Below are 21,556 nucleotides of genomic sequence, written 5' to 3' on the forward strand. Positions count from 1 at the left end.
ACATTCATCAGCTTGGTTAAATCAACAACTAAATTTATGCTGATGTATGAATATTATTTAGCCGTTTGTTGGGTTTTAATTAAGTCACCCAAATCATAACCAACTGACTTGGCATAATCTAAATACTCATTTACCACCGCTTCACTCGGATGCGCTGAACGTGACAATACCCATAGATATTTACGCTTTGGCTCACCGACCAATACAGTTTGATAATCATCATCGATTTTTAGCACCCAATAATCACCACGACCGACCGGTAACCAACGGATGGCACTCGGTAAGAAGCTCACTTTAAGTTTTGAGTTAAACGGCGCATTTTGCACATACGCTTCACCAATCGACTGATTTAATTTACCGTCTTTGGAATAGCATTTATTGTCGACATTAACATTGCCGTTTTCATTTAAGGTATAGGTCGCCGTCACATCACGATCACACTTGTTTTGAAAATACAGCGGTTTACGGGCAACCTCATACCAAACCCCTAAATATCGATCAAGCTCAACCTTGTCGACTGTTTTGAGGGGTTGATTTTGAGCATACGCAACTGTTGCCATACCCAAACCCATCAGTAGTGCCCCACCCACTGCAATTTTACCGATTTTATAGCCTGCTTTAGGAAGATTTTTCATTGTCATGCTCAACCTGTTCGTCAAATTAATATTGAAATTATGATTTAAATTTGATGTTTCAATTCTAAAATAACGTTTAACAAAGCACTTCACTGTAGCGTTATGTAATGATTTTGAAGCATTTTATAGCTTAAGCTATTCTTCAAAACCACCACATCATGAGCCTTTCTACTGAATCAATTGTGCTTTTAAGCGTACAATTTCATCACGGAAACGCGCGGCTTGTTCGAATTGCAATTCTTTCGAGGCCTTAAGCATTTCTTTTTCGAGCTTGGCCAACTGTTTCGCTAAAAGTTTTGGATCAGACAAGATATGTCGCTCATCCGCACTTAGGGCACGAGCCTGATCCGAGACTTTTTCTTCGATTTGATCATCATCTAGCACCTCACCATCATCAATCTCTTTGATATTTTGACGAATGGTTGAACGTGGCGTAATACCATGTTCTAAGTTGAATTGAATCTGCTTGGCACGACGGCGATCTGTTTCATCAATGGCTTTTTGCATAGAATCCGTAATGCGATCAGCATATAAAATTGCTTTACCTTTCACATTACGGGCTGCACGACCAATGGTTTGAATCAGAGAACGCTCTGAACGCAAGAAGCCCTCTTTGTCGGCATCTAAAATCGCTACCAAAGATACTTCAGGCATATCTAAACCTTCTCGGAGTAAATTAATCCCCACCAGTGCATCGTAAACCCCTGAACGAAGTTCGTGAATGATCTTCACCCGTTCCACGGTATCGATATCTGAATGCAGATAAGCCACTTTGATGCCATATTCTTTCAAATATGAGGTCAAATCTTCTGCCATTCGTTTGGTTAGTGTCGTGATCAACACACGTTCATTGCTCGATTTACGTAAATTAATCTCAGAGAGCACATCATCAACTTGGGTCAGCACCGGACGAATCTCAATTTCAGGATCAATCAAACCGGTTGGACGCACCACTTGCTCTGCGACTTGTTGTGATTTTTCCAGTTCATATTTGGCAGGTGTTGCACTGACGTAAATCGTGGTCGGGATGATGCGTTCCCATTCCTCAAATTTCATTGGTCGGTTGTCTAATGCACTCGGCAAACGGAACCCATAATTGACCAAATTTTCTTTACGTGAGCGGTCACCTTTATACATCGCACCAATTTGCGGTACCGACACATGCGATTCATCGATAATCAACAAAGCATCTTCAGGAATATAATCAAACAAAGTCGGCGGCGCTTCACCTGAAGGACGACCCGATAAATGGCGTGAGTAGTTTTCAATGCCGTTGGTATAGCCCAACTGTTGCATCATTTCCAAGTCATATCGTGTGCGCTGTTCAATACGCTGTGCTTCAAGCAATTTATCTTCGGCTCTAAAATAAGCCAAACGTTCTTTAAGTTCTTCACGAATGGTGCCAATCGCACGTTGTAAATTGTCTTTTGGCGTTACATAGTGGCTCTTTGGGTAAATGGTAATACGTGGCACTTTACGCACCATTTTTCCGGTTAGCGGATCAAACCATTTGATTGAATCGACTTCGTCATCAAACAATTCAATACGAATGGCATTCTGATCGGATTCCGCAGGAAAAATATCTAAAATTTCACCTCGAATCCGATAAGTACCGCGTAAAAACTCCAGTTCATTACGGGTATATTGCATTTCCACCAAACGGTGAATCAGTTCATCACGACTGACGCGATCACCCTGCACGATATGCAACAGCATACTCATATAGGCATTTGGATCACCCAAACCGTAAATGGCAGACACCGAAGCCACAATGATGGCATCTTTCCGCTCTAACAATGCGCGCGTCGCTGAAAGACGCATCTGATCAATGTGATCATTGATAGCCGAATCTTTTTCAATGAAGGTATCTGAAGACGGCACATAGGCTTCAGGTTGGTAATAATCATAATAACTGACGAAGTATTCCACGGCATTGTTGGGAAAGAAGGCTTTGAATTCGCCATAGAGTTGCGCCGCCAAAGTTTTATTGTGCGCCATGACAATGGTCGGACGTTGTAATTGCGAAATGACATTGGCCATGGTATAGGTTTTACCTGAACCCGTTACCCCCAACAGCAATTGATCGTGATAGCCCTTACGTACACCGGATACTAATTTTTCTATGGCCTGAGGCTGATCTCCAGCAGGCTGATAATTGGTCACCAGTTCAAATGGACGGCTTTCATTCACAATAGTGCTCTCTCAATGATGTTCAATTAGATGCTGAATTGAGTGTAACAGATGCCAAGGTTGGACTGGCCAAGCAACAGGCTTAAATCAATCCGTTTGGAATGCTTCAATAATGGGGTTGCTTTGTTTTTAATCAACCCAGTTTTACCCCTAGAATACTGAATAAATTGTATTCCCATAAATTAATCGCATAATTGTGTTCATTTTGCTTGACCCTCAGCCCGTTCAATTGCAACATGAATCAAAGCCTGATGATGTGTGAACGCTTATGACTTACCAATATCATGATGAAACAATTGTAAAGCAGTTAGCTGAAGATACGGTGTTCGTATTCGGCAGCAATATGGCAGGAACACATGCAGGTGGTGCAGCCAAAACTGCGCTGTTACATTTTGGCGCGATGAAAGGTGCAGGGCGCGGTTGGTCAGGTCAGAGTTATGCGATTCCGACCATGAATGAGCATTTACAGCAAATGCCATTGTCACAAATTCAGCACTATATTGAAGACTTTAAAATCTATACCAAAAATCACCCAAAACTAAAGTATTTCATTACTTCAATCGGTTGTGGCGTGGCGGGCTACAAAGTCGAAGAAATTGCGCCGATGTTTAAAGGCATTTCAAAAAATGTGATTTTTCCGATCTCATTCCGCCCTTTTGTGGAAAAAACCTTACCCAAACTGAATCAACATTTTTTACAGTCGCTGTATCAAGAGGATGTCATATTAAATGATGATGCTGAAGCCAAAATTCAAACACTTGAACTGACGGATGCCGAAAAGAGTCTAGCCACGATTATTTTAAATACCCCGATGTATCCTGAAGACAGCAATGGGCGTGATCGTCAGTTTGAAATCCAAGATATTCTGCATAGTTTGAATGCTAAAATTTTCAAGCTTTCCATCCAAGACGATAGTGATTTGGTCTTTGGCGGTGCCATTTTAGCTTTACTTGAGCTGTATCATTTAAACGAGAAAGATTTTGTGGATATTTGGACTGGAGCACGTGTGGTTGCGCCTCCTCGTCCTGCGCATCAGGCTAAAAAATAAAATACACCACGGTTATTGATTATTATTTTGAATTGATTGAATTTTGTGCCACACTTGCTTAACGGGATAGCTTTGATAAAAACCAATAAAACTTAAATTAAATATAGAGGGAAAGCGATGGAGCATGCGGATTTAACGTATTTCGATTTGTCTCCGATCTCTATGTGGTTACAAGATTTTAGTGGCGTGAAGAAAATATTTAACCGTTGGAAAGCTGAAGGGATTCAAGACCTCGAGGCTTTTTTAATGCAGGACACGCAACGGCTGTTCGAATGTCTAGAAACCATTCATACCCTACATGTCAATAAAAGCACCCTTCGACTGTATGAAGCCCAAGATTTGGATGAAATCTTGGCGCATTTCATTGCTTTTTTAACCCCAGAAGTGACTGAATTTCAAATCAAGTTTTTCTGTGCCTTATGGAATGGCAATGCGCATTGTGCGATTCCGGTGGTGAATTACACCTGTAAAGGCAAACAAATCGACATTCAACTCAGTGCGACCATTGTTCCGGGTTATGAAGAGAGCTGGGAAATGCTGATGTTGACCACTGAGGAAATCTCCGCCTACCAACAAGCTCGGCGCTTTGCTGAATCAGTTTTTTTACACTCGCCGACTGCCCTTTGGGTCAAAGACTATAGCCTGATCAAAGCGCGTTTTGATCAACTTAGAACTGACGGCATTCAGCATCTTGATGCCTATATTGAACAGCATCCTGAATTTTTAAGACAGAGTTTTGAGCTGATTCAATCTAAGCAAATCAATCAAGCGTTTCAGACATTATTTAAAATTGATGATCAGCAAGATTCACTGCAGCAACTCAATCAACTGTTTACGCAAAACAATGATCAATATCTGTATCACCAACTGATGCATTTATGGAATGGACAGCATCATTTGCAACGCGAATATGAATACACCCTGCCCAATGGCGCTAAGATCTTCGTGTTAGAACAACTCAATATATTTCCCGATGCTCAGGACAGCTGGCGCACCATTCAAGTGTCTTTCACCGATTTAACCGAGCGTAAGTTGCTTGAGGACCATTTACATTATCTCAGCCAATATGACCAGCTGACCCAATTGCACAATCGCACCTTTTTTAATGAAGAAATACAACGCTTACAACAGCAACAAATTTACCCAATTGCTTGCATCTATATGGATTTAAACGGCTTAAAAGTGATTAATGATGTGCAAGGACATCATCATGGTGACCTGATGTTAAAACGCTTTGGCAATATTTTGATTGATGCCACACAAAACAAAGCTTGTAGTGTCTCGCGTATTGGTGGGGATGAGTTTGTCGTGTTGATGCCGAAAGCCAATTTAGCTCAAGCTGAAGCACTGATGCAAGAGATTGAACATCGTATTTTAGTTGAGAATCATCACAATGCAGGACTGAGTGTCGCGATGGGGATTGCCTATAGCGAACAGTTTGATCACTTAGAAAGTTTAATTAAACTCGCGGATCAAAATATGTACCAAAGCAAACGTAAACATTATCAAATGATGCAACAATAATCTGTAAAAAATCTGTCGATTGTTTTATTTGCTGTGAAGCCAATTATTAAAAGACTATTTATAAAAAATTCACAATCCTTTTTTATTCTAAAATCGTTTAGAAATAAATGGTTAAAATTAAAACGTTTAAAATGACAATCAAAAAAATTATTTCATTGATTTAAATCACACTTTTAATAATTAGTGTAAAATAAATATCATTTTTAAAAATAAACGTATTTGCTATCACGTTGTTTCTAGTGATATATTTGAGCTTATAAACACATAAAAACAGTAGGAATAAGAAAATGGAGATATTAGATTCATCAATATTTGATTTATCTCCCATCCCAATGTGGTTAGAAGATTATAGCGATGTAAAAAAACAATTAGAAAATTGGAAGGCGCAAGGGGTTGAAAATCTTAAGGCCTATCTGGAAGAAGATATTACGCGTGTTACTCAATGTGCACACCAAATCAAAATCTTAAAAGTTAATCATAAAACCTTAGAATTATTTGAAGCACAAAGTTTAAAACACCTGACTCAAAATCTAAATGCAATCTTTCAACAAGAAATGTTTGAATCGCATATTTTAGAATTGGTGCAATTGTGGGATGGGCAAACCGAATTTAACAGCACTGCGACCAATTACACCCTGTCAGGCAAACGTCTCGATATTAAACTGCGTGCCGTGATTCTGCCAGGTTATGAAGATTCATGGGAAAGAGTTTTACTGACCACTGAAGACATTAGCGATTATCTCAACGCCAGTCGTTTAGAACAAAAAAATCGTCAATTGGCGGAAGCACGTTTTAATTATTCACCAACCTCACTGTGGGTGGAAGATTTTAGCCGTGTAAAATATCGCATGGATCATTTGAAAAAAATTGGCATAGATGATTTCGGGACTTTCTTGGACGTGCATCAAGATTTCGTACACCAATGCGTGGAAGATATTATTCTCCTTGACGTCAACCAAGCGACTTTAGATTTATTTAAAGCACCTGATAAAGATACCCTGTTTAAAAGTTTAGATAAGATTTTTACCAAGGACATGCATGTCACATTCAAAGAGCAATTAATTGAATTGTGGAATGGCAATATTCACCATAGTCGTGAAGCGATTAATTACGCACTCGATGGCTCAATTCGCAATGTGTTATTGCAATTCACGGTTTTCCCCGGCTATGAAGATGATTGGAGCATGGTACAACTGGCACTCACTGATATCACGGCACGAAAAAAAGCCGAAAGTTATCTTGAGTATCTAGGTAAACATGACGTCCTAACCAAACTTTATAACCGATCGTTCTTTACTGAAGAATTACATCGTTTAGAACGTGGCATCGTGCGTCCTGTTTCAGCGATTTTTATCGACATGAATGGGATTAAAGAAATCAATGATAACTTTGGTCATGATGCTGGCGATGATGTACTGCGCCGTATGGGTAATATTTTAAATCGTACGGTACACAATACCAATTTCACCGCTTCACGGATTGGTGGGGATGAGTTTGTGGTGTTGATGCAAGGTGCGACACCGACCACAGTTCAATCAACCTTAATGACCATTCAAGAATTGATGAATATTGACAATCAATATTACTCAACCCATCAACTGAGTATATCCATGGGTTATGCCTCTACCTTTGAAAATGAATCCATTGATGAAATGTTAAAACGTGCCGATCAGGCAATGTATCAGCAAAAAAATGATTTTTACGCTTATATGCGAGAGCAAGCCAAAGCAGACAATGCCGAGCTTAGAAGGAATCGCGCGATTTAGTTGTTGCTCGCTCTTTGGCAAGTTCGATAATGCTTATCTAGACAAGCTAAGCTGATGGATCTTTAAGACCAATACAATGAAAATAAAAAATAGGTGCTTAAAGCACCTATTTTTTACGACATTCGTATGGGCGTTAAGTTTAAAACATTAACGTTTACCAAAAGAACGACGTGTGCCGCGTGGTGGCATCCAAGTACGATCTGCATAAGGCTGCGGTTTCGGACGAAGGTCTTCAACTTCTTCATCTGCAGGTTTCGCATCATTCACATTTTGGATTGGGAAAGGTAATTTCACCACAGGCTTTTTCTTGGGAGGATTTTGCGCGCTCATTAGCATAACTCAATTCAATCTGCGCATATTGTACGAAAAAAACATGATTTTAGCGAGTCCATTGGAAACACAACTAATTCTGAATAATTCAATTTTTTTTTATGATTTTGGTGAGTTTTTTGCTAATTCGAGTACATTTCGAACGCCCTTATGAAAGTTTTTAAGCTAAGATAGTGTGCTTTTTATTTTTTAATCCCTATAAGAAGGAATACTGCCGTGGACGTACGTCTCTCTGATCGTGTAAATAGCATCAAACCGTCCCCTACACTTGCTGTAACCAATAAAGCTGCAGAATTAAAAGCTGCGGGTAAAAATGTGATTGGTTTAGGTGCAGGTGAACCGGACTTCGATACTCCGCAACACATCAAAGATGCAGCAATTGCCGCAATCAATAATGGTTTCACAAAATATACCGCTGTTGACGGTACGCCGGGTCTTAAAAAAGCAATCATTGCTAAATTAAAACGTGACAACAACCTTGATTACGCTGCAAACCAAATTTTGGTGTCTTGTGGTGGTAAACAATCTTTCTTTAATTTGGCTCTAGCTTTGTTAAACAAAGGTGATGAAGTGATCATCCCTGCGCCATATTGGGTCAGCTACCCAGATATGGTAATCATCGCTGAAGGTGTACCTGTAATCGTAAAATGTGGTGAAGAACAACGCTTCAAAATCACACCTGCGCAATTAGAAGCAGCGATCACAGACAAAACCCGTTTAGTGGTGTTAAATAGCCCGTCTAACCCAACAGGTATGATCTACACCAAAGAAGAACTCCTTGCTTTGGCTGACGTACTGCGTAAGTACCCTGAAGTACTTGTTGCATCTGACGACATGTACGAACCAATTCGTTGGGATGATGAGTTCTACAACATCGCAACTGTTGCACCTGATCTTTATGACCGCGTAATCGTACTGAACGGTGTATCTAAAGCTTATGCAATGACAGGCTGGCGTATTGGTTATGCAGCCGGTCCTGCGAAACTGATTGGCGCGATGAAGAAAATCCAATCTCAATCAACTTCAAACCCAACGTCAATTTCGCAAGTTGCTGCTGAAGCTGCATTGAATGGTCCACAAGATGTACTTGAGCCAATGATTGAAGCATTCAAACGTCGTCATGACCTAGTTGTGAAAGGCTTGAATGACATCAATGGTATCACTTGCTTACCTGCGGATGGTGCATTCTATGCCTACGCCAATATCCGTCCATTGATTCGTGCGAAAGGTTTAAAATCTTGCACAGAATTCTCTGCATGGTTATTGGAAGAAACCGGTGTTGCGGTTGTTCCGGGTGATGCCTTTGGTCTCGGTGGTTATATGCGTATTTCGTATGCAACTGCTGACGAAGTGCTTGTTGATGCGCTTGCTCGTATTAAGAAAGCGGCTGATTCAATTGAAGGCGTTGACGCTGCGATTGCATCGATTGCTGCTGAGAAAAAATAATTTAAGTGTAATCACTTAAATCAAAAACCCGCGTTGATCGCGGGTTTTTTTATATACTGATTTTAGCCATCAGACATAAAAACCATTAAATCACTTTCAGTTCGACTAAATCCGGTTGATCTGCATCAGTCCACTTGCTGCCCCACTTCACCATTTCCATTAAAATCGGTTTTAACTCCCTTCCTTTCGCAGTCAACACATATTCATAACGCTGCTGGCGGTCGATATAGGCTTGTTTTTCAAAAATCCCTTGCTCCACCAAACGGGATAATCGTTCAGCCAACACATGTCGAGTCAGCCCTAAATTTTTTTGAAAATGTTCAAAACGCGTCATACCAACAAAGGCATTGCGAATAATCAGTAAGGTCCAACGATCACCAAAAATTGCTAAACTTTGTGCGATGGGGCAATTCTGTTCTGTTGCTTCAATCCATTTCATGACTTTACCATCCACAAAAAATAATCATCTTTCTATTGACGATACTTTATCCACTTCGGTATGGTGTTCACAAGTTCTTTTTTGGAACTTATTAAATAAAGTGCTTAACAGCCCAAATAAACTATGCACAAAATAAAAGGTATCACTATGAACCCAAAAGAAATGACTGGATTACAACTCTTACAAGCCATGGCTGCAGGTCATATTCCTCCCGCGAGCATTAGCCAAACCATTCCAATGAAACCCACTAAAATTGAGAGTGGACAGATCACCTTTGAGGTGCAGGCAGATGATCGACATCTGAATCCATTAGGCGGTGTGCATGGTGGTTTTGCTGCGACGGTATTAGATACGGTTACCGGCTGTGCGATTCATACTGTATTAGAAGCAGGCGTGGGCTATGGTACCATTGATTTGAATATTAAAATGTGTCGCCCTATTCCAAAAAATAAAGCCTTAACCGCAATTGGTAAGGTGATTAATACCAGTAAGAATTTGGCGATTTCTGAAGGTCAGATTATTGATGAAAATGGCAAACTGTATGCGCATGCCACAGCCACCTGTATGATTATTCATCCTTAATTGCATATATTAGCCCTGATACGCTATTGAATCGTGTATCGATACGATTCAATATTTTTTGAAAATTCACTTTTTTGATCATGCAATATGTTCAAGGAATGCTGCCATTTTATTTACGATCAATTCAGGATATTCATGATGAGGCACATGCCCGCACTGGGCAATCAAATGTAATTCATTCTTTGCTTTTAAAGCTTTCACAATTCGTTCGGCTTGATCAACACGACCATATTCGTCATTTTCAGGATGGATAATCATGGTTGGACAGCTTAATTGTGCAATTTCATGTTCAATTGACCAGTGTTCAAAGCGTGGTGAAAGCCATGAGTTAATCCATGCATTCAGTACAGATTCAGCTTTATCAGCATGATATAAGGCAAGTCGTTGCATCCACTTCGGATTCTGAAATGCCACTTGAGCTTGACGTATGCCCGCACGCATATGTTCATCTGCATGTGCCAAGATTGACTCGATGATTAAAGCATGACAATCTTCAGGATATTCGAGTGCACAACCTGCTGCATAGCCACCCCCAATGCTATGTCCAAACACCACAAATTGCTGCATATTGAAATATTGACGCAAAATCGGCAAAGTTTGACGAGCTTCCAATCGAACAAAATCAGGTTGAACTAAGCCTGTTTGACCTGTCGACTGTCCAAAACCAATACGATCATAAGCGATGATAGAACGCCCTGTTGCATATGCCAGTTGTTCAGGAAATTGTTTCCACTGTTGCACACTCCCTAGGGACTCGTGAAATAAAATTAAGGGAGCGAATTCACTTGCAGCGTTATACCAATATTTGGTGTAAAGCTCACCCTGTGGATGAGACAAATATACATCCTGTATATCGAGTTGTATTTGCATAGGTCCATGAGCATTGGAGAAGATTCCTGACTGTACGACGCACAATCGATCTGCTTCAAGCACTCTCCAGTCATCCTAGAGAAAAACCAAAATCTTGTCACTTGGCTTATTTGAACTGAAGTTCAATATTCATTTTTTTTACTTGGTCTTATTGCTTCGTTCTATAAAATGGGCTGATCAACATAAGCAGCTTTTACCGCTCTTTAATTTTTATCGATTAGTTAACTTGAAATAATCCACTAAAAATCAAATTAAGCTGTGCTTAAGAGGCAATGGCATCGTAGTTAGACTGAACTAAGCGTGGGCGTTGGCAAGCAACAAATTCACAATAACTCTTTAAAGTCAGATTCAGATTCACTATATGACTCCGTTGATCCTCTAACGACCATACATGACTCTTATTTGCACCATTCAATGCATTGCCTTGAATTGCATAAACATAGACGTTTGAATTTTGAAAATATTGAACATCAACAGCCGCCAAATATTCTTCGATCTTAAAATCTAGTAAGGGTTGGACTTTCCACTTTTCAGCAAACCACAACTGTAATAAATCACCTAAATACAAGCTTTGCTTTTTAAATGGCCAAACATGAATAAACGCGCCTTCCACCTGCGTGTAATATTGTTCAGGACATTCGAGAATATTCAGGTAGTGGTCTTGATAAAAAGAAAGATTAGAAAAGATTTGAGCAATCGTCAGCGTATACATTCGCTTTCTCCGTATTTAGCCATTTAGTGCTGGCAAGTTGGTTTAAATCCACACAGTTTGAGCTGATACCCAAACGTTATTTATGCGGTTCAATCTAGCAAGTGAATGATGGGTGTGCAAGTCATTTCTTTTAATTCTACTTATTTGCTTAAATATAGACCATACAATAGCAAAATGAACGTTTTATCACACTTTTAGCTTGACCCTTGCTAAAATCTCCTTATAATCGCACTCAGATTCTCCAATAGCTCAGTCGGTAGAGCGACGGACTGTTAATCCGCAGGTCCCTGGTTCGAGCCCAGGTTGGAGAGCCAAATACCAAAAAGCCCACTCATTACGAAGTGGGCTTTTTTTATTTCAGTTGATTCAAAAAATAAAAGTCTTGAGCCAAAGTTTAGTCTTATTTTTTAATGCAATGCTTGCACTGAATTATTCAGACCTTAAGACACTTCAATGCAAAATATTTACTTTTCTTATTTTGCTTTTTTAACCAATCAAAAAATAAACCCCTCAAAGTTCAAGACTTTAAGGGGTTCATTTGCTTGCTTAGTGATTAAGCCGCCTTTGCAGGCACACCACTATGGAAACGGAATAATTCATCTGGCGTTAAAATTAGATTTTTTTCCACTTCACGAATGTGATCAATCCGCATTTGAATATCCTCTTCAGGATTTTTCAATTTATGCGTTTTTGCCACATCCACCGCCAATGCCAAATAATCTTCATAATGGCGTGATTCAGACTTAAGCAAGTAGCGGTAGTATTTACCCAACTCTTCATCTACCAGCGGTGCAAGCGCATAGAAGCGCTCACATGAGCGTGCTTCAACGAATGCCCCAATCACCAAAATATCAATCAACGCTTCAGGCTCATAGGTGCGCACTTCTTTGCGCAAACCACCTGCATAACGCCCTGCGCTGATGGACATCCACTCTTGACCACGTTTTGCCATCAGTTCAAGCACTTGTTCATAATGCAGCATTTCTTCACGCACCAACTGCGCCAAACGCACTTGTAGATCCGAAAAGAAGCTATAACGGAACATTAAGTTCATCGCCGTACTGGCTGCTTTCTTTTCACAGTTGGCATGATCTTGCATCAATATATCAAGGTTGTTGACAGCTTCGTCCAACCACGCTTGCGGTGTTTCACATCCCAAGAACCCGATTACAGGTTGCATGAGTTCTTCATAATTAATTTTTGACATCGTTTAACTTCAATTAACCTGCATTTTGAATCGCAGTTTTCATATCTTTAACCGCTTGCTCCAAGCCGACAAAGACACTTTCAGCGATAATTGAATGTCCAATATTCAATTCATGAATTTGAGGAATTTTAGCAATCGGCGCAACATTCTCTAGGTTAAGACCATGACCTGCATTGACCACCAAGCCTTTTGACGCAGCATATTCAGCGCCTTTCACAATACGCTCAAGCTCATGCGCTTGAGCTTCTGCTGTTTCAGCATCGGCATAGGCACCCGTATGCAATTCAATAGTCGGCGCACCACATGCAACCGCCGCATCAATTTGTGCAAAATCCGCATCAATAAATAAAGATACGTCGCAACCAATGGCAGATAGTTCTTGTGTGGCTTTTTTCACATCTTCAAAATGCCCAATCACATCTAAGCCGCCTTCAGTGGTCACTTCTTGACGCTTTTCAGGTACAAAACAGACATGATGGGGTTGAATCTCTTTGGCAAAGGCCACCATTTCATCTGTGACTGCAAGCTCAAGATTCATATGCGTTTTTAACACAGGACGCATACGACGTACATCATCATCTTGAATATGACGACGGTCTTCACGTAAATGCAAGGTAATCCCTTCTGCACCTGCTTGCTCACATATCAATGCGGCTTTTACAGGATCGGGATATACCGTTCCACGTGCTTGTCGAAGCGTTGCAACATGATCAATGTTTACACCAAGCAATGCAGCCATAACATTTTCCTAATTCGATTGTGTTTGAAAATTTTGAATCCACAATTGACGACTTTTTAAGGGACGATCTCCCAACAAAGAGGCAATCATTTGTCGATAAAGTTTACCCAATAATTGTAACTGTTCAGCACTGAATTCCATACCCTTTTCATAGTCCAGCATACTTAAAATCTGCTGTCCTGACAGTGTGGCATTGGACTGATGTACAACCGGAATAAAGCCTTCATTGAGTTGAAATTGATAGCGATGATCAGCAAGGATCGGCTGTTGAGTCGAATCGACAGCGAAATCGAGGGCATAGCCAAGTTCTTGCAATAAAACATGCTCAAACTGACGCAAGATTTGTTTTAAGAATGCATTCGGATCTGTTTGCTCAGCCAAGTGTTGCAAATGACCCAAAGTTTGATGATATTGCTGAAAGGTTTCAGACATCGGTTCTTCAAGCGGACACAAGCGAAGGACAATTTCGTTCAGATAGAAGCCGGAAAAAAAGGCATCGCCATAAAAGAAAATCGGATGATTGAGTATTTCTAATTGGGTGAAATTTTTCAGTTCCGACTTACCTGTGGCTTGCAAGGTAATCGGTTGATATTGGGGAGGAGGCATCTGTCTGAGAATACCGTCCATTCGGCCGTATTCCTCAGTAAATAAATGCACAATATGACTGCGCTCACGGTATTTACGGTGGTGAATTAAATAACCGTGTAAGATTTCATTACGCATCGCAGGATGACTGCATTTGTTTAATCATCTTTGTCTTTTTTCTTGTTCTCTTCTTCATCATCCCCATCGGGAATGACCGCACCCACAACAGCAGCAGTGCCTTTGACCACACCTTTGGTGGTTTTATAGGCCACCTTAACGGGAACCGTAACGATTTTATGAATACACCCTTGCAACATGAATACACAAGTCAACACAGCCAACACTTTGATCATTACGGTTCTTCCATTAAAACGTGAGATTTAAATCCAATTAAATATCACTATATCCTAAACTTTTCAGTGCACGTTCGTCGTCAGACCATCCACCTTTCACTTTCACCCAAAGCGTCAGCATAATTTTCTGTTCGAACATTTTTTCCATGTCCGCACGCGCATCCATACCAATCTTCTTGAGTTTGGCACCTTTTTCACCAATCACAATGGCTTTTTGACCTTGACGATCGACAAAGATGGTCGCATCGATATAGGTACATGCAGGCTTCATACGACCGGTTTTTTCATTCAAAACAGCATCTTCAATTTTAAAAGATTCAATTTGAACGGTTAAGTCGTAAGGAAGCTCTTCACCCAATTGACGCATGATTTTTTCACGAATCACTTCAGACGCCAAGAAACGCTCTGAACGGTCGGTCAATTGATCTAAAGAATATAGCGGTGGCTGGAACGGCAAGTAGCTTTCAATCGTATCACGCAGGTGATCTAGGTTTGCACCACGCAGTGCAGACACAGGTACGATTTCAGCGAAATTCATTAATTTTTGACGTTCTAAAATCAATGGCAATGCTTTGTTTTTGTTTTCTAAGGTATCAATTTTATTGATCACTAGAATCACAGGCATGTCTGCATTTTTCAGTTTTTCCAACACGAGGTCGTCGTTTGGTGTCCACTTTTCTGCATCAACCACAAACAACACCAAGTTTACATCACGTAAAGCTGAGTGTGCTGCACGGTTCATCATTTTATTGATGGCACGGACTTCTTTCTTATGCATCCCTGGAGTATCGACAAACACTGCTTGAGATTTTTCACGTGAATCAATCCCGACAATTTTATGTCGTGTGGTTTGAGGCTTACGTGAAGTAATCGATAGTTTTTGCCCAAGAATGTGGTTCATTAATGTTGATTTACCAACATTAGGTCGACCAACAATAGCAACAAAACCACTTTTAAAGTCCGCAGGAATTTCGGTTCCTTGCGAACTAAAAAAGTTATTGATTAAGTCATCAGGATTGTTAGTCGATTCGTGATCAGCATCGATGTGATCGGAATGAGTAGTCATTAAGACTTTTGCTCCAAAATTTTTAAAATATCTGCCGCAACTGTTTGTTCAGCAAAGCGACGGCTTGAACCCTCACCATATTTAACAGGCAAGCCTTCAACCAAGCATTCTACTTTGAAATGTTGATTTGGAGCATCACCTTGAATATCCACCACTTCGTAAACCGGGAGAGGTTTTTTACGGGCTTGCAGATATTCCTGTAAACGTGATTTCGGGTCTTTGAGTTGATCCGTCGGTTCAATATGATCTAAATACGGTTCGTACCATTTTAACACAATGGCCTGAAGTACATTTAAATCGTGACAGTCGGTATAAATCGCACCAATAATCGCTTCAACGGTATCGGCTAAAATCGATTCACGATGATGACCACCCGATTTCAACTCACCCATACTGAGTATTAAACTCTGACTCAGTTTCAAATCTGTTGCAATTTTACCCAATGCTTCCTGACGAACCAAAGTCGCACGCATACGCGTTAAACGACCTTCATTTTCGTTGGGATAAGTTTCATAGAGGTAATTGGCAATGATCATCCCTAACAATGAATCGCCTAGAAATTCTAGACGCTCATAGTTATGTTTATGACTCACCGATCGATGCGTCAGGCGCAAGCTGCAAAAGCTCAAGTTTTTTAAACTGATAACCGATACGACTGAGTAAGCGTGGATCACTTACTTTGAACTGACCTTTGATCAAAACTTTTCTCGAATGTTAAGACTAAATCGATATTCAGCAAGAAAGGTTTTCTTACTTCATAGCATTTAGTCACTTCTAAACCCTTTTCCGTTGAAACACGGGCAATATCATCAAAATTTAAATCTCTGATATTGTTCATGTTCAGACTTTGATTCATCTGAGACGAAAACTGTGACGATGTGATCGTTGAAGGACTTTTTTTCAAAAGATCTTCAATTTGACTGTTGATCACACGATCATCCCAATATGATGGCCAAATTGCTAAAATGATTTTCACCATAAAAGCAAAAGCCACCACCCCTAATAAAATCGAAATATACGAAGCACCTGTTTGAGCGTTACGCATTTTTATTTTCCGTAATATAAAACGTTTTAATTATTGAATTTTACCGTTACGCGCAAAGGATGGCAGTTTTAGACCCGGCTCTTTATGCATCCATACATAAACCGCCTGACCCGTTAAATTCGCTTCGGGAACAAATCCCCAAAAACGACTGTCAGCACTCTGATCACGGTTATCGCCCATCGCGAAGTAATAACCTTTCGGTACATTGACTTCCCAACTTTGACCATTAGATTTCACAAAACGATCATTGGCGGTTGCTACAAACGGTAAATCTTTCTTCTCTTGCGCATAATTAAACTGCGCAATCAACGTATTTTGACCTTCCAAATTACGCACCAAATGTTTATGCGCACCGAGTGTTTCATAATGGTAAATCGATTGTGGTGTATCTAACACATCTTTTTCACGACTGAATTGGGTCGCTTCAAAGGGGATGTCTTGACCATTGATGTTCAGTTTACCATTTTCGTAAACAATATGATCACCCGGCAACCCGACAATACGCTTAATATAGCTAATCGTAGGTTGTGGTGGATAACGGAAAACCGCCACATCACCACGTTCAGGTTCATTGATATTCAACACTTTGGTGTTGGTAATCGGCAAACGCACACCATATTGGTATTTGTTAACCAAGATATAATCACCTGTTTCGAGTGTAGGTACCATAGAGTCCGATGGGATGTTATACGGTTCAAAAAAGAATGAACGCAACACCAACACTACAGCCAGTACAGGCCAGAAGTCATAGGCCCATGTGATAATGAAATTTTCATTCCCCTTACCTTTGGTTTCCCGTTGCTTTAGCACAAATTTATCAAGCAACCACAGACCATAAAAGATCAGCGTGACAGGTACGAGGATTAAATTAAAATCAAAATCCATGGGTCTATATCCTCTATTTTATTATCTTTCTACTTTCAACACAGCCAAGAACGCTTCTTGTGGGATTTCAACACTACCCACTTGCTTCATGCGTTTCTTACCTTCTTTCTGTTTCGACAACAGTTTCTTCTTACGCGACACGTCACCACCATAACATTTCGCCAAAACGTTTTTACGCATTGCTTTTACGGTTGAACGAGCAATGATTTGCGCGCCAATCGCCGCTTGAATCGCAACATCGAACATTTGACGTGGAATCAAATCTTTCATTTTTTCCACAAGAGCAATACCACGATGACGTGCATCCTGACGGTGACAGATCATCGCCAAAGCATCCACTTTATCGCCATTGATCAAGACATCGACTTTCACCAATGAAGAAGATTCAAAACGGACAAAGTTATAATCCAGTGATGCAAAACCACGTGAACATGATTTCAAACGGTCGAAGAAGTCCATCACCACTTCTGCCATTGGAATTTCAAACGTGATCGCCACTTGGTTCGCCATAAACTTCATGTCTTTTTGGATACCACGACGCTCAACACATAAAGTCATGACATTACCCAAGTATTCTTGTGGTACCAAAATATTACATTCAGCAATTGGTTCACGTAGGTCTTCTACGGTTGAACCATCTGGCATTTTTGATGGGCTGTCGATGTAAACCGTCTCACCATTCTTCATCACGGCTTCATAAATGACCGTCGGTGCAGAAGAAAAGGTCAAGATCGTACTCACGCTCTAAACGCTCTTGTACGATTTCCATGTGTAGCATACCTAAGAAGCCACAACGGAAACCAAAACCTAAGGCATCTGAACTTTCAGGTTCGAAGAACAGTGCCGAGTCATTAATTTGCAATTTTTGTAAGGCATCACGGAACGGTTCAAAATCGCTTGAATCGATTGGGAACAAACCTGCATAAACCTGTGGCTTCACCTTTTTAAAGCCCGGTAAAACTTCAACATCAGGTGTGGTTGACAAGGTAATGGTATCACCCACTGGCGCACCAAAAATGTCTTTAATCCCTGCAATCACAAAGCCTACTTCACCTGCTTGTAACTCACCTGTTTCGGTGTGTTTCGGGTTAAAGATACCCACAGAGGTGACGATGTGTGTTTGACCTGTTGATTTCACCAACATTTTGTCGCCCTTACGGATACGACCTTGTTTCACACGAACTAATGACACAACACCTAAATAGTTATCGAACCATGAGTCCACAATTAAGGCTTGAAGTGCAGCATCACGGTCACCGACTGGTGGCGGAATCACATCAACCAAACGCTCAAGTACACCCTCAACACCTAAACCGGTTTTCGCAGAACAGGTCGGTGCATCTGTCGCTTCTACCCCAATAATGTCTTCAATTTCTTGAATCACACGTTCAGGTTCAGCTTGCGGTAAATCAATTTTATTCAGTACTGGAAGAACTTCAAGACCTTGCTCAATCGCGGTATAACAGTTGGCAACTGACTGTGCTTCAACACCCTGTGCCGCATCGACCACTAGAAGCGCACCTTCACATGCCGCCAATGAACGAGACACTTCATACGAGAAGTCCACGTGCCCTGGGGTATCAATGAAGTTCAGTTGGTATTCTTGGCCATTTGGATGGGTGTAATAAAGCGTCACTGAAGCTGCTTTAATGGTAATCCCACGCTCACGCTCAATATCCATGGAGTCAAGAACTTGCGCTTGCATTTCGCGATCTTGTAATCCACCACAGGTTTGAATAAAGCGGTCGGCTAGAGTTGACTTACCATGGTCGATATGAGCGATAATGGAAAAGTTACGTATGTTTTTGATATCTACGGATTTTTTAGCTTGCGCCATGGGTTACCTTGAACAATAAATTGCGCTATGTATGAAAAGCAGACTACATAGCAAAAGCTGTTTAACAAATTGCGCACGATTATAACAGATGGATTTTTTAAAGTATTCATAATAATCATCAAGTGCTGATGAAATATAGAAAACTTTAATCAAGCGATGAGCAAGTTAAGCAGTTAAAGCGCAACATCATAATGTTGACTAAAATCTAAGGCGTTCAGATCTTCCGCAATCGGTTGATAGGCTTGAATAAAAGTCGGCGATAAACGCTTTGGTCGACCTGTGGCAATTTCCACACACGCCCATTTGGTCATCGCAGTAAAAACGATGCTTTGATCCGATGGTCGGTAGAACACACAGTGTCGAAATGAGTACATGGCATTAATGTCACTGAACCAAGTTCTTAAAATCAATTCATCCCCTTCTAAACAGGCTTTACGGTATTGCACTTGATGCTCAACGGCGACCATGGCATGTTTCATTTCCAAATACTGATCGATACCTAAACCAATATGCGCAATATGTGCCAAAGCCACGTCTTGCATCCAACTGACATAAACCACGTTATTGACATGCCCTAAAGCATCAATATGTTCTGCTTTTACACTTAACTTTAAATCGAAAATACTGTTCACAGAACCCCTTTTTTATGTGAAATGTTGAATACCGACAATCTATCAAAGTAGATGAATGAAATCTAATATTTGAAAGGCATTCACAGTCGATAAATAGTATTCAAAATACATTGCTCAGCGCTGTATTAAAAAAGCCACTCAGATCGAGTGGCTTAAATTGATGCTTATTTGATTCGCAATCCAATAATGGCATTTTGTCCCTGACGCACAATGGCCACGCGCGCCACGGTATTTTGTTTTAACTCTGACACGGCTTCCACAAAATCATTTGGATTGAGGACTGCTGTGTTATTGATCTGAGTAATCACATCTCCCGGTAAAATACGTGACTGCGATGCCAATCCTCCACGCACCACATCTTGCACATAGATTCCACCTTTGACGCCCAATTGCTGCACTTCATTGGCACTTAAGGCACGAATCGATACCCCTAAAACAGGTCCTTTCTGGGCTTTGGTCGCAGACGCACCTGTTGCCTTTGCCGGTGTGTCATCCGGTGCTGAGGTTAAAGTCGCAGAAATCACTTTGGCTTTGTCATCACGTAACACTTCAAGCTGAATGCTTTGATTCGGCAAAGTCCGATTCAGGTAATTCAGTAAATCACCCGTTCTTGAAATCGGTGTGCCGTTATATTTCAGAATCACATCGCCCGCTCTAAAACCGGCTTTGGCTGCTGGAGAGTTCGGCGCAACTTGGGTGATCAATGAGCCTTCCGGTTTTGGCAATTTATAGGCTTCAGCCAAATTACGGTCGATATCTTGCAGCATCACACCCAAATATGAACGGGTCACTTTACCGTTCTTTTTCAACTGATCTGCAATATCCATTGCTACATCAATTGGAATCGAGAATGACAAGCCCATATAGCCACCGGTACCACTAAAGATCCGTGAGTTTACGCCGACCACTTGCCCCTGTTGATTAAACAAAGGACCTCCTGAGTTCCCTGGGTTCAATGCCACATCGGTTTGAATAAACGGCACCGAAGTTTCACCCATCATATTTCGTGATTTGGCGCTGACAATACCCGCTGAGGCTGAATAGTCAAAGCCGAAAGGCGAACCAATCGCTAGCACGGGCTGACCGACTTTGAGTTGGTCAATATTGCCTGTGCTCAGTGCAGGGAAATTATTGCCTTCCACTTTCAGCAGTGCCACGTCAGTTCGCGCATCACTTCCCACCACTTTCGCATCGATTTCACGGCGATCATTCAGCATAATGGTGACTTCAGAAGCATCTTCTATCACATGGTGATTGGTGAGTAGATAGCCATCTTTACTGATAAAAAAAGCACTGCCGTAAGCGGTTTTTTCTTGCGGTGCTTTTTGCTGTGGAATAATGATTTGATTACCAAAGAAACGCTTTAGAATTTCAGGAACTTGTTGTTGTAACAGTTCTTCCTGTGTCATTTTCTTGACGACATTGACACTCACGACCGCAGGACTCACCTGTTCTACTAAATTCGAAAAATCAACCGGACTTGCTGCCTGAGCCTGTGCTGCCATGGTAAAAGCAACGGCGTACATTCCTTTTTGAACAAAGCGATGTTTCATAAAACACTTACTCACGTTTTTTGATTTTCTAGATAACACTGTTTTAGCATAATAAAGTATATATTTACGTAAATAAATGTTTCTAAATTTTTAAAAAACAACGCTTTACTTA

The 21,556-nt window shown here is 40.8% G+C and carries 20 protein-coding genes, 1 tRNA gene and 2 pseudogenes; 6 read left to right on the top strand and 17 right to left on the bottom strand.

The annotated features are described in order from the left end of the window. Positions 1-53: 53 nt before the first annotated feature. Both G8D99_RS09935 and uvrB read right to left on the bottom strand, forming a co-directional pair. On the bottom strand, positions 54-641 hold the full coding sequence (locus G8D99_RS09935) for a lipocalin family protein (protein WP_166325209.1): 588 nt from the start codon (positions 639-641) through the stop codon (positions 54-56). A 162-nt stretch (positions 642-803) separates the two neighbouring features. After that, complete coding sequence (gene uvrB / locus G8D99_RS09940) at positions 804-2,825, bottom strand: excinuclease ABC subunit UvrB (protein WP_166325212.1); 2,022 nt, start codon at positions 2,823-2,825, stop codon at positions 804-806. 268 nt (positions 2,826-3,093) lie between these two features. On the opposite strand from uvrB, the gene G8D99_RS09945 reads away from it, so the two are divergent. The 3 genes from G8D99_RS09945 (at position 3,094) to G8D99_RS09955 (ending at position 7,163) form a co-directional block, all read left to right on the top strand. After that, on the top strand, positions 3,094-3,873 hold the full coding sequence (locus G8D99_RS09945) for an A1S_2505 family phage non-structural protein (protein WP_166325215.1): 780 nt from the start codon (positions 3,094-3,096) through the stop codon (positions 3,871-3,873). A gap of 117 nt (positions 3,874-3,990) precedes the next feature. Continuing rightward, positions 3,991-5,397, top strand: coding sequence for a GGDEF domain-containing protein (locus tag G8D99_RS09950; protein ID WP_166325218.1), 1,407 nt, complete (start codon positions 3,991-3,993; stop codon positions 5,395-5,397). A gap of 287 nt (positions 5,398-5,684) precedes the next feature. Continuing rightward, on the top strand, positions 5,685-7,163 hold the full coding sequence (locus G8D99_RS09955) for a sensor domain-containing diguanylate cyclase (RefSeq protein ID WP_166325221.1): 1,479 nt from the start codon (positions 5,685-5,687) through the stop codon (positions 7,161-7,163). A 147-nt stretch (positions 7,164-7,310) separates the two neighbouring features. On the opposite strand, the gene G8D99_RS09960 is transcribed toward G8D99_RS09955, so the two are convergent. Continuing rightward, positions 7,311-7,493, bottom strand: a complete 183-nt coding sequence (locus tag G8D99_RS09960; RefSeq protein ID WP_166325224.1) for a hypothetical protein — start codon at positions 7,491-7,493, stop codon at positions 7,311-7,313. A gap of 216 nt (positions 7,494-7,709) precedes the next feature. Here G8D99_RS09960 and G8D99_RS09965 point away from each other — a divergent pair, with 216 nt between their 5' ends. Further along, entirely contained in the window at positions 7,710-8,939 is a 1,230-nt protein-coding gene (locus G8D99_RS09965; RefSeq protein ID WP_166325227.1) for a pyridoxal phosphate-dependent aminotransferase, read from the top strand. A gap of 85 nt (positions 8,940-9,024) precedes the next feature. On the opposite strand, the gene G8D99_RS09970 is transcribed toward G8D99_RS09965, so the two are convergent. Next, positions 9,025-9,378: a winged helix-turn-helix transcriptional regulator gene (locus tag G8D99_RS09970; protein WP_166325230.1), complete on the bottom strand. Its 354-nt coding sequence runs from the start codon at positions 9,376-9,378 to the stop codon at positions 9,025-9,027. A gap of 147 nt (positions 9,379-9,525) precedes the next feature. On the opposite strand from G8D99_RS09970, the gene G8D99_RS09975 reads away from it, so the two are divergent. Beyond that, positions 9,526-9,960, top strand: a complete 435-nt coding sequence (locus G8D99_RS09975) for a PaaI family thioesterase (protein ID WP_166325233.1) — start codon at positions 9,526-9,528, stop codon at positions 9,958-9,960. Between the two features lie 78 nt (positions 9,961-10,038). Here G8D99_RS09975 and G8D99_RS09980 read toward each other — a convergent pair whose 3' ends face one another. Both G8D99_RS09980 and G8D99_RS09985 read right to left on the bottom strand, forming a co-directional pair. Beyond that, positions 10,039-10,797: an alpha/beta fold hydrolase gene (locus G8D99_RS09980; protein WP_166325236.1), complete on the bottom strand. Its 759-nt coding sequence runs from the start codon at positions 10,795-10,797 to the stop codon at positions 10,039-10,041. 295 nt (positions 10,798-11,092) lie between these two features. Continuing rightward, positions 11,093-11,542 carry a hypothetical protein gene (locus G8D99_RS09985; protein ID WP_166325239.1) on the bottom strand — a complete coding sequence of 150 codons (450 nt, stop codon included), beginning with the start codon at positions 11,540-11,542 and terminating at the stop codon, positions 11,093-11,095. A gap of 238 nt (positions 11,543-11,780) precedes the next feature. Here G8D99_RS09985 and G8D99_RS09990 point away from each other — a divergent pair. Further along, positions 11,781-11,856: transfer RNA gene (locus tag G8D99_RS09990), tRNA-Asn, on the top strand. A 239-nt stretch (positions 11,857-12,095) separates the two neighbouring features. On the opposite strand, the gene miaE is transcribed toward G8D99_RS09990, so the two are convergent. From miaE to G8D99_RS10045, 11 genes and pseudogenes are all read right to left on the bottom strand, one after another. Further along, on the bottom strand, positions 12,096-12,749 hold the full coding sequence (miaE, locus tag G8D99_RS09995; protein ID WP_166325242.1) for a tRNA-(ms[2]io[6]A)-hydroxylase: 654 nt from the start codon (positions 12,747-12,749) through the stop codon (positions 12,096-12,098). A 13-nt stretch (positions 12,750-12,762) separates the two neighbouring features. Further along, positions 12,763-13,488 (bottom strand): pyridoxine 5'-phosphate synthase, encoded by a 726-nt coding sequence (gene pdxJ, locus G8D99_RS10000; protein ID WP_166325245.1) that lies wholly within the window; start codon positions 13,486-13,488, stop codon positions 12,763-12,765. 9 nt (positions 13,489-13,497) lie between these two features. After that, positions 13,498-14,211, bottom strand: coding sequence for a DNA repair protein RecO (gene recO / locus G8D99_RS10005; RefSeq protein WP_166325248.1), 714 nt, complete (start codon positions 14,209-14,211; stop codon positions 13,498-13,500). A 20-nt stretch (positions 14,212-14,231) separates the two neighbouring features. After that, complete coding sequence (locus G8D99_RS10010) at positions 14,232-14,426, bottom strand: NF038104 family lipoprotein (protein WP_166325251.1); 195 nt, start codon at positions 14,424-14,426, stop codon at positions 14,232-14,234. A gap of 37 nt (positions 14,427-14,463) precedes the next feature. After that, the gene (gene era / locus G8D99_RS10015) at positions 14,464-15,492 is read right to left on the bottom strand and encodes a GTPase Era (RefSeq protein ID WP_166325254.1); all 1,029 of its coding nucleotides are present in this window, start codon (positions 15,490-15,492) and stop codon (positions 14,464-14,466) included. Then, positions 15,492-16,191 (bottom strand): annotated as a pseudogene (rnc, locus tag G8D99_RS10020) (ribonuclease III). The gene era and the pseudogene rnc overlap by 1 nt, the downstream one beginning before the upstream one ends. After that, a complete protein-coding gene (locus G8D99_RS10025; RefSeq protein WP_166325257.1) occupies positions 16,163-16,537 on the bottom strand; it encodes a DUF4845 domain-containing protein in 375 nt (124 codons plus the stop codon). The pseudogene rnc and the gene G8D99_RS10025 overlap by 29 nt, the downstream one beginning before the upstream one ends. Before the next feature lie 30 nt (positions 16,538-16,567). Next, positions 16,568-17,422 (bottom strand): signal peptidase I, encoded by an 855-nt coding sequence (lepB, locus tag G8D99_RS10030; RefSeq protein WP_166325260.1) that lies wholly within the window; start codon positions 17,420-17,422, stop codon positions 16,568-16,570. Positions 17,423-17,443: 21 nt separating this feature from the next. Then, a pseudogene (lepA, locus tag G8D99_RS10035) lies at positions 17,444-19,259 on the bottom strand (translation elongation factor 4). Positions 19,260-19,432: 173 nt separating this feature from the next. Next, positions 19,433-19,891 (bottom strand): acyl-CoA thioesterase, encoded by a 459-nt coding sequence (locus G8D99_RS10040; protein ID WP_166325263.1) that lies wholly within the window; start codon positions 19,889-19,891, stop codon positions 19,433-19,435. A 164-nt stretch (positions 19,892-20,055) separates the two neighbouring features. Then, positions 20,056-21,444, bottom strand: coding sequence for a Do family serine endopeptidase (locus G8D99_RS10045; RefSeq protein ID WP_166325266.1), 1,389 nt, complete (start codon positions 21,442-21,444; stop codon positions 20,056-20,058). Between the last annotated feature and the right edge of the window lie 112 nt (positions 21,445-21,556).

Origin of the sequence: Acinetobacter lanii, assembly GCF_011578285.1 — a bacterium.
GTDB classification, from domain to species: Bacteria; Pseudomonadota; Gammaproteobacteria; order Pseudomonadales; family Moraxellaceae; genus Acinetobacter; species Acinetobacter lanii.